The following is an 8,450-nucleotide window of genomic DNA, read 5'->3' as shown; positions in this document are numbered from 1 at the left end:
ATGACGTGAGGCTTTCGAGCATCGGAGCGGAGCGGCCTGGATGGCCGTGAGCACCGAAGCGGAGAAAACGCGCGTCAGATGGCCGTTCCAGGCGCACGCGCCGTCTCCTGCCCGCACGGCGGAATGGGTCTGGAATGGTCAGATGACGTGAGGCTTTCGAGCATCGGAGCGGAGCGGCCTGGATGGCCGTGAGCACCGAAGCGGAGAAAACGCGCGTCAGATGGCCGTTCCAGGCGCATTCCGCCCAGATTCGATGGAGTGCTGGAGATAGAACAGCCGCTTGGTCTCCAGCCGCGCCCGCGACACGGTATCCAGCACAAGGCCGCAGAAGAACGACAGGCAGGCGATCACCTCCAGCCCGGTCGACAGCAGGGCCGTCGGCAGCCGCGGCACCAGCCCGGTGTGCAGGTAGGTGAGCACCACCGGGGCGGCGAGCCCCAGCCCGATCACCGCCAGCACCGCCGCGATCAGCCCGAAGAAGGCGAACGGACGCTCCTGCTTGGCGAGCACGACGATGGTGCGCAGGATGCGGAACCCGTCGCGGTAGGTCGACAGCTTGGAGGCTGAACCGGGCGGACGCTCCCGATAGGGGGTGTCGATTTCGGCGATCGGCATCGACAGTTCCAGCGCATGCACGGTGAGCTCGGTCTCGGTCTCGAACCCGGCCGCCAGTGCCGGGAAGGACTTGACGAAGCGGCGCGAGAACACCCGGTAGCCCGACAGCAGATCGCGCAGCCGGTCGCCGAAGATCCCGGCCACCAGGCCGCTCAGCACGCGGTTGCCCAGCACGTGGCCGCGACGGTAGGCCGCCTCGATCTCGGTGACGCGCGCGCCATTGACCATGTCCAGCCGCTCGTCGCGCAGACGCGCCACCATGGCCGGCGCGGAAGCCGCATCGTAGGTCGAGTCGCCATCGACCAGCACGTAGATATGGGCCTCGATGTCGGAGAACATCCGCCGCAGCACATGCCCCTTGCCCTGCAACGGCTCGCGGCGGACGATCGCACCGGCCGCGCGCGCGACCTCGGCCGTGCCGTCGGAGGAGTTGTTGTCATAGACGTAGATCGCGGCCCCCGGCAGGTGGGCTGCGAAATCGCGCACCACCGTCCCGATCGCCGCTTCCTCGTTGTAGCAGGGCACCAGCACCGCCACGTCGGCATAGTCGCTCATCTCGTCAGACCAACTCACACGAAAAAGAAAAGTCTTCTTTCTTGAAAGAAAGAACCAAAGAACTTTCGATTATCCGCGCGGACTCTGACGGACAAAAGTCCTTTTGCTTCTTTTTCTTCAGAAAAAGAAGATCCTACTGCGCCGGATAGATCCTCGGATAATGGATCTCGTCCGCCGGGCCCGGCGGACTGGGCGCACCCTTCTTGCCGCAGCCCGACAGTCCGAGCGCCAGCGCGATGCCGATCATCGCCGCGATCAACCCGGTGGTGATGGCGACCTGGGCAGGCCTGCGCGCAGTCATCGTGAGATCTCCAGCCGTTGCAGCCATCCGGCCGCCTGTGCCGCCACATTGCCCGGCGCGGTGCCGCCATAGGAGGTGCGCGAGGCGACCGACGCCTCGACGGTGAGCACGTCGAACACCGCCGCCGTGATGCGCGGTTCCACCGACTGCATCGCGGCGAGCTCGAGCCCGGCGAGATCCACACCCTGCCGCTCGGCCAGTGCGACGATCTGGCCGGTGACATGGTGGGCATCGCGGAACGGCAGCTTCAGCACCCGCACCAGCCAGTCGGCCAGATCGGTCGCGGTGGCATAGCCGCTCCCCGACGCGGCCCGCATCGCCGCCGCGTCGGCCACCAGATCGCGAACCATGCCCTCCATCGCGGCGAGCGCAAGGCCGGCCGCGTCGGTCGCGTCGAACACCGGCTGCTTGTCCTCCTGCATGTCCTTGGCATAGGCCAGCGGCAGGCCCTTGATGACCATCAGCAGCCCGACCAGGGCGCCTGTGATGCGGCCCGACTTGGCGCGTGCGAGCTCGGCGGCATCCGGATTGCGCTTCTGCGGCATGATCGAGCTGCCGGTGGTGTAGGCGTCCGAAAGGCGGATGAAGTGATAGGGCTGCGAGCACCAGATCACGATCTCTTCCGCCAGGCGCGACAGATGCACGGCGAGGATCGACAGGGCCGAAAGATATTCGAGCGCGAAGTCGCGATCCGAGACCGCATCGAGCGAGTTGGCCGTCGGCCGGTCAAAGCCGAGGGCGGCTGCCACCGCATGGCGGTCGATCGGAAACGAGGTGCCGGCAAGGGCCGCCGAGCCGAGCGGCAGCTCGTTGAGCCGCGCGCGCGCATCGCGCAGCCGGCCGCGATCGCGCGACAGCATCTCCACATAGGCCAGCAGGTGATGGCCGAACGTCACCGGCTGCGCGGTCTGCAGATGGGTGAACCCGGGCATCGGGGTCGCGGCATATTCGGCCGCGCGGGTGGCGAGAGCCACCATCAGCCCGACCACCTGTGCATCGAGCGCGTCGATCGCGTCGCGCACCCAGAGGCGGAAATCGGTCGCCACCTGGTCGTTGCGCGAGCGCGCGGTATGCAGCCGGCGGCCCGCATCGCCGATCGCCGCCGACAGCCGCGCTTCCACATTCATGTGGATGTCTTCCAGCGCCTCGTCGAAGCTGAAACGCCCGGCCTCGATTTCGGCGGCGATGGCGTCGAGCCCGGCGGTGATGGCGCTCACATCGGCCGGTTCGATGATCCCCTGCGTGCCGAGCATCGCCGCATGCGCCTTCGAGCCGGCGATGTCCTGTCGCCACAAGCGCTGGTCGAAGCCGATCGAGGCGTTGATCCGGCCCATGATCTCGGCCGGGCCGGCAGCGAACCGGCCGCCCCATTGCTGGTTGGCGGCCGGGCTGGTCTGGGCAGGGGTGTCGGGTCGAGTCATGCGCCGGACCGTATCGGTCGCGAACGGGCGGCGCAATCGCACCGCCCGCATCGCTCACATTGAATGGGCGGGAGCCTGTCCGGCCGGTGCGGGGGCCGCGTTCATCTGGCCGGGCTGGGTATTGTGCTCGGCATCATAGGCGGCCGCCTTGTTCGCATAGGAGCGCTTGTCGCCGGGGTGCTCCTGGTCCCACAGCGCCGCCTTCTGCCGGGCTTCCTTGCGATATTCATGGCGGACATACATGCCCGTCGCGCAACCGCCGACCGCACCGAGCACGCCGTGATGGGCGAGATGCCCGCCGACCCCGCCGACCGCGCCATATTTGAGGCAGCCGCCCGGCTCGGCGAGAGCGGCCGGGGCGACCAACGACGCACCGAGCACGCCGGCGCAGAGCATCAGGACAGAACGAGACGACATGAACGGCTCCATGAGCGATCGGCCGGCAGCCTCCCGCCAGCCATGATGCGACCATTCGCCCGATCTGTGGCGAATCTGCGGCAGACCGGCACGCCTCAGCCGAGCAGCGCCTCGCCCACATAGCGGTCCGGCCGCGCCCCGCCCGGGCAGGCGAAGAGGCCGCCGCCGACATGGGTGGTGAACTGGTTCATCATGTCGAAGCGGCTCATCTTCTCGAACAGCCGGATGAACCCGGCGCGCGGATCGGCCTGGTAACAGATGAACAGCAGCCCGGCATCGTATTCCATGCCCTGCCGCCAGGGCGGCCAGCGCTCGGCGACATAGCTGACGCCGTTGTCGTAGGAATAGGACCGCCGCAGGATTTGCGCCCCGCCATTGGTCTCGGGCGCGGCGAGACGGACATGCGCGTTCTCGGCGATCACCGGGTTGCCGTCGGCATCGTTGGCATCCAGATCGAGCCGGTCGAACTCGCGGCGACAGCCGATCGGCGCACCGGAGGCCTTGTGACGGCCGAAGGTCTGTTCCTGGAAGCCCAGCTTCATGCGGTCCCAGTGCTCGAGCGCGATGCGGATCGGCCGGGCCACCTGATAGCTGCCGCCCGCCATCCAGCCCTGCGACGCATCGGCCCAGACGAAGCGGTCCATCGCGCGCGCCTCTCCGGTGGCGACATTGATGGTGCCGTCCTTGAACCCCATCAGATTGCGTGGCGTCTGCCCGGCGGCATAGTCGGCGAGGAACCCGGCCTGCACCCAGCGCAGCTTCGCCACCCCGTCCGCAAGCCGCGCGAGCTGGCGCACGGCATGGAAACACACCTGCGGATCATCCGCGCAGGCCTGTACCGACAGGTCACCCCCCGTCCGCCCAGGCACGAGCTGGTCGCCCGGAAACTGCGGCAGGTCGACGAACGCCGCCGGCCGCCGCGCCGCGAGGCCGAACCGGTCCGCGCCGTCCTTGCTGAACAGGGTTGGCCCGAACCCGAAGGTCAGCGTCAGCCGCTCCGGGCGCATCCCCATCGTATCGTCGCTGTCGCGCCCCGGCTGCGCGGGATCGGGCGTCGCATCGTCGAGCCCCGCCCCTGCACAGAGCTTCGCCGCCGCCGCGGTCCAGTCGGCCATCAGCTTCGCCAGCTCCGGCCGCGTCGTCGCCACCATGTCGAACACCGCCCAGTAGATGGCGCGCTGCTGTGGTGTGGCGATCCCGGCCTGATGCGCACCGAAGAACGGCACGATGCCGCCGCCGGCCACCGGTGCGAGCGGCGCCGTGCGCGCCGCGCGCGCGGATCGCTGCGACGCGGCCACCGCCCCGGCCAGACCCGCCAGCCCGATCCCGCCGAGGAAGCCGCGCCGTCCCGAACTCACGGCCGCGCCTCCATCAGCGTGTTCATGTCGTCCTCGACGTAATAGAAGCCCTTGCGGTCGGGCATCATCGCGATGCCGAACAGATCGCCATTGCCCGGCGGCGACTGCGCCTGGTCGTTGTCGATCCACTGCGCATAGATCTGCTGCCCCGATTTCGGGTCGATCTCGACCACGCGGCCATCCTTGCCGTTGCAGGCCAGCAGATGGCCTTCCGGCGTCCAGTCCAGCGCCAGCGGCCAGGCCAGCAGCCCGTCCTTCGTCACCACCCGGCCGGTGCCGGCCGAAGTCGTGCGGGTGAGCGCGTCGGGGATCGCGACGACGAGATTGTCGAGCCCGTCGGTCACATACAGCGTGCCATCCGGCGCCAGCGCCTCGCCGGTCGGGCCGAGCAGGAAGTTGTCGCGATCCGCACGCTGCGAGAACCCGTCACCCACCACCGTCTCGGAGGCGATTTCCGGCGGCTTGCCGTCGGGAATGCGCAGGTCGATGCGCAGCACCGAGGCCTTTCGCACGATCACCGGCAGATGCGTCTGCGGATCGGTCACGTCCGGCGAGGGGATGCCCTCGCCCGCCATCGACACGAACAGCGTCGCCTGCCCGCCCGCATCGCTCACCGCCATGTTGCCCCAGGGGTCGATGATATGAGCGCCCGACCAGGCGGTGACCGGATGGCCCTGAGGATCGATCACGATCAGGCAGCCATCGCCCTTGGTGGCCGTGGTGCCGTCGGTGGACGGCGTCGAGCCGACGATCACCCAGCCGGTCTTCAGCATCGCCATCGAGGTGGTCAGCCCCACCCCGCCCGGACATTGCGCAAGGTGCTGCGGCAGACGCGCGAACACATAGGTCGCCTTCGTCGACGGCCGGTAGCCGATGATCGTCGTGCCGGTGCCCTGGAGGTTGGAGATGTTGTTGAAATTGTCGACCAGAACGTCATCCTTCTCGATCATCCCCGCACTCGCGGGTGCGACGACGATCGCGTAAGGGTTGACGTCGCCGTTCGGCGTCACCGTCGAGGTCACCATCCGGTGCTTGTGGATGGTCTCGAGAAAGCCGGCGCGGTCGGCGGCGTGTGTTGTGCCACACACAAGCAGCGAAAAAAGAAGGATGTTCTTTCTTGAAAGAAAGAACCAAAGAACTTTCGATTTCTCTGGAGCGGTGCGCGCACCAGCGCGATCAGAACAGGACATTGGTACGCACTCCGATCACCGCCTCGTCCTTCACTTTCCTGCTCTGGTCGTTCGGGTTGGCGATCCCGCCCCCGGGGTTGAAGACGTATTGGAAATCCGGCTGGATCTGCCACCACGGCCGCATCTGGTATTGATACGTGGTCTCGATGAAGGTCTCGTTGCGACGGATCGGCCATTGCAGGCCATCACCCGGCACCTGCCCGAAATCGCGCGCATCGCGATCGGCATTGCTGACCGAGGAACTCACCCGTGCATAGCCAACCGCAAGTCCCACCGTATCGTCGGCGCGGCCCTTGATCGGCTCGCGATAGGTCACGCCGAGATTGAGCGAGGCGCGCAGGAAGTTGCGGTCGGCCTGCGGGGCGAACAGCGCGCGGCCGAACACGCTCATCGTGCGGTTCGGATCGCTCGACTGCCGCCACAACATCTGGTCGAACACGCCATAGACGCCGAAATTGCCGCGATGATGGCGGGTGATGCCGTTGCTGGCCGGATCGGCGAGCGGCAACCCGTCATTGCCGAAGCGCTGGTCGTCCACGCCATCGGAATCATACCAGAAGCCGAGCTTGTAGACATGGCCGAGCGGTGCGCCGGCACCGGGATATTCCATCGCGCCGAGACCGGGATAGGCATCCTGGATCTCGGTCATCACCAGCGTGCCGGTGTCGAGCGGAAAGCTGGTGCCCGAGGCGTTGAGCGCCTGCGGATCGCCGTCGCGATTGGGGGCCGGGTTGCCGGAGAACACCCCGGTCAGCACCGTCAGCGCCTCGGTGAAGCGCCAGCGCAGGCGGATGCCGGGGGCCGACAGCGGATAGGCCGGGCCGCCGCCGGGCATGTCGTAGGACGGCACCGCGGGCCAGCCGAACATGGTGTTGACGAACAGCGCGGCATTGGCGCTGGTGATGAACTCCTGATCGACACTCTGCTGGCCGATCTTGATGTCGGCGGCATCCTCGTCGAGAAATTTCTGGTCGTACCACAGCTCCCACAGCCGCGTCGCACGGTCAGCCTCGATGCCCGATGCGGTCTGGATGGTGCCGAGATTGTCGGCCGAGAGATTGCGGCCGTGGATCTGCAGCGCGCTCGCATTGAACAGACCGCCGTGCCAGCCGAACGCACGGTCGGTATTGAGCTGCAGGATCATCTGCGTCAGCCCGTCATAATCGGCGCCCTTGTGGATGCCGCCGCTGACATTGCCCAGCACCTCGGAGGTCTCCTGCACCGCCAGCGAGATGCCATAGCGCGCCAGAAAGGTCCGCACCCCGAACAGGTCGCCCAACATGTAGTTGCTGCGGTTGAGGTTGGAGAGGAAGTTGGTCCGGCCGCCCACCGCCGTGGCACTGGTGCCGGTCAGGTTGATCGGCGCCGCCAGCGGCGGCGGCGCGGCATGGGCCCGCCCGGACGGCAGACATGCCGCCAGCGCCACCAGCGCGATGCCCCGTCTCCGCCACCCGATCATCCGCCGTCCCGACCCACCCGTTTTCGAAGTGCGGCGGACGCTACGCGATCGGTTCTGGTATTGCGAGTGGTTCGCAGTCGCGGTTGCAACTCGAAACGCAGCGTCGGATTTCGTTACCTGAGCGGAACCGCCAGATTGCTCGCCGCCGCCCCCGCCACCACCATGCCGACAGCGCTGTCACGCCCGTCGATCACCGCCACCAGCGGCGCGCCCGACGCGCCGTGGGTGATGGAGCAATCCTGGGTCAGCACCGCGGCACCGGTCGCATCGCGGACCGAACCGGTCAGCGCGCAGGGCGGTGAGGAGAGCGCGAGCTCGGCGCGATCCTGGTCATAGGCCGCAACCCGCACCGCCACCTGCCCGCCCGACGGCACCGCCGCCACCGGCAGGATCGACCCCGCATCGGCGATCGCATGATCCAGCAGCAACACGGCGCGATCCTCGCCGATCGTGGCGATGGGGTGTGCCGGATCGTAGCCGGAGGCGATCACGAACCGGCGCACCCGCGCATGCGCGCGATAGGCGCCGAGACGATAGCCCAGCAGCACATGCACCGAGCCGGGCTGGATGAAGCGCCCCACCTTGCCGAGATACAGGCAATGCGCCGCGGTCATCGCGATCGCCGGTGCGACCATGAAGCCGGTGCATTTCACCCCGAGCTCCGTCTGCACACGCAACAGCGCACGGAAGGCGCCGTGATCGAGATCGGCCGGAACGCGGACACCACCGCGCAGGCCAGGCAGCACATCCTGAGCCGCCGCCGGAACCGCGAGCCACAGCAGTGCTGCGAGCAGGCGCTTCAGGCCGGGATGCCCTGCGTGGGATCCCACAGCAGCAGCCGGTGCGGCACCGCCACGTTGAACAGCCACAGCACCAGGAACACCAGCACCAGCACGATGAACAGCCGCCCGAACAGACGCAGTGCGGCCACCGCCAGCAACAGGAACAGCACGATCAGCAGGCCGGATTGCGCATCGCCGACAATACCGATGCCGCCCAGCGCCGAACGGGCGAAATGTTCGATCGCAACGATCGCCGCGATCACCAGCGCGGCCAGGGTCGCGATCAGGCCGAGCACCCATCCGGCTGCGTGTTCCATCTGCCTTTTGCCCTTCGTCCGACGCGTCGTCTTCT

Annotated in this window: 9 protein-coding genes; all 9 read right to left on the bottom strand. The window is 67.7% G+C overall.

From position 1 onward, the window contains the following. Positions 1-216 precede the first annotated feature (216 nt). The 9 genes from FHR90_RS01545 to FHR90_RS01505 all read right to left on the bottom strand — a co-directional run bounded on the left by FHR90_RS01545 (position 217) and on the right by FHR90_RS01505 (position 8,415). Positions 217-1,170 carry a glycosyltransferase family 2 protein gene (locus FHR90_RS01545; RefSeq protein WP_176624690.1) on the bottom strand — a complete coding sequence of 318 codons (954 nt, stop codon included), beginning with the start codon at positions 1,168-1,170 and terminating at the stop codon, positions 217-219. A gap of 133 nt (positions 1,171-1,303) precedes the next feature. Then, entirely contained in the window at positions 1,304-1,471 is a 168-nt protein-coding gene (locus tag FHR90_RS01540; protein ID WP_176624688.1) for a hypothetical protein, read from the bottom strand. Further along, on the bottom strand, positions 1,468-2,892 hold the full coding sequence (gene argH, locus FHR90_RS01535; RefSeq protein ID WP_176624692.1) for an argininosuccinate lyase: 1,425 nt from the start codon (positions 2,890-2,892) through the stop codon (positions 1,468-1,470). The genes FHR90_RS01540 and argH overlap by 4 nt, the downstream gene beginning before the upstream one ends. Before the next feature lie 54 nt (positions 2,893-2,946). Next, positions 2,947-3,309, bottom strand: coding sequence for a hypothetical protein (locus tag FHR90_RS01530; protein ID WP_246329947.1), 363 nt, complete (start codon positions 3,307-3,309; stop codon positions 2,947-2,949). A 95-nt stretch (positions 3,310-3,404) separates the two neighbouring features. Continuing rightward, on the bottom strand, positions 3,405-4,667 hold the full coding sequence (gene efeB / locus FHR90_RS01525; RefSeq protein WP_183274629.1) for an iron uptake transporter deferrochelatase/peroxidase subunit: 1,263 nt from the start codon (positions 4,665-4,667) through the stop codon (positions 3,405-3,407). Beyond that, positions 4,664-5,692 carry an NHL repeat-containing protein gene (locus FHR90_RS01520; RefSeq protein WP_246329946.1) on the bottom strand — a complete coding sequence of 343 codons (1,029 nt, stop codon included), beginning with the start codon at positions 5,690-5,692 and terminating at the stop codon, positions 4,664-4,666. Before FHR90_RS01520 ends, efeB begins: the two co-directional genes overlap by 4 nt. Before the next feature lie 151 nt (positions 5,693-5,843). Beyond that, the gene (locus tag FHR90_RS01515) at positions 5,844-7,316 is read right to left on the bottom strand and encodes a carbohydrate porin (protein ID WP_176624062.1); all 1,473 of its coding nucleotides are present in this window, start codon (positions 7,314-7,316) and stop codon (positions 5,844-5,846) included. A gap of 113 nt (positions 7,317-7,429) precedes the next feature. Further along, complete coding sequence (locus FHR90_RS01510) at positions 7,430-8,146, bottom strand: trypsin-like serine peptidase (protein ID WP_176624064.1); 717 nt, start codon at positions 8,144-8,146, stop codon at positions 7,430-7,432. Continuing rightward, positions 8,116-8,415, bottom strand: coding sequence for a hypothetical protein (locus FHR90_RS01505; protein ID WP_176624066.1), 300 nt, complete (start codon positions 8,413-8,415; stop codon positions 8,116-8,118). Before FHR90_RS01505 ends, FHR90_RS01510 begins: the two co-directional genes overlap by 31 nt. Positions 8,416-8,450: the final 35 nt, after the last annotated feature.

The organism is Endobacter medicaginis (genome assembly GCF_014192375.1).
GTDB classification, from domain to species: Bacteria; Pseudomonadota; Alphaproteobacteria; order Acetobacterales; family Acetobacteraceae; genus Endobacter; species Endobacter medicaginis.
Note: the sequence above shows the minus strand (reverse complement) of the source record. Positions and strands in the feature narration are given on the sequence as shown.

What these genes read in the sequence shown, in the direction of transcription:
- FHR90_RS01545 (WP_176624690.1), bottom strand. Translation starts at nt 1,170, where the DNA reads ATGAGCGACTATGCCGACGTGGCGGTGCTGGTGCCCTGCTACAACGAG.
- FHR90_RS01540 (WP_176624688.1), bottom strand. Translation starts at nt 1,471, where the DNA reads ATGACTGCGCGCAGGCCTGCCCAGGTCGCCATCACCACCGGGTTGATC.
- argH (WP_176624692.1), bottom strand. Translation starts at nt 2,892, where the DNA reads ATGACTCGACCCGACACCCCTGCCCAGACCAGCCCGGCCGCCAACCAG.
- FHR90_RS01530 (WP_246329947.1), bottom strand. Translation starts at nt 3,309, where the DNA reads ATGTCGTCTCGTTCTGTCCTGATGCTCTGCGCCGGCGTGCTCGGTGCG.
- FHR90_RS01520 (WP_246329946.1), bottom strand. Translation starts at nt 5,692, where the DNA reads ATGGTGACCTCGACGGTGACGCCGAACGGCGACGTCAACCCTTACGCG.
- FHR90_RS01515 (WP_176624062.1), bottom strand. Translation starts at nt 7,316, where the DNA reads ATGATCGGGTGGCGGAGACGGGGCATCGCGCTGGTGGCGCTGGCGGCA.
- FHR90_RS01505 (WP_176624066.1), bottom strand. Translation starts at nt 8,415, where the DNA reads ATGGAACACGCAGCCGGATGGGTGCTCGGCCTGATCGCGACCCTGGCC.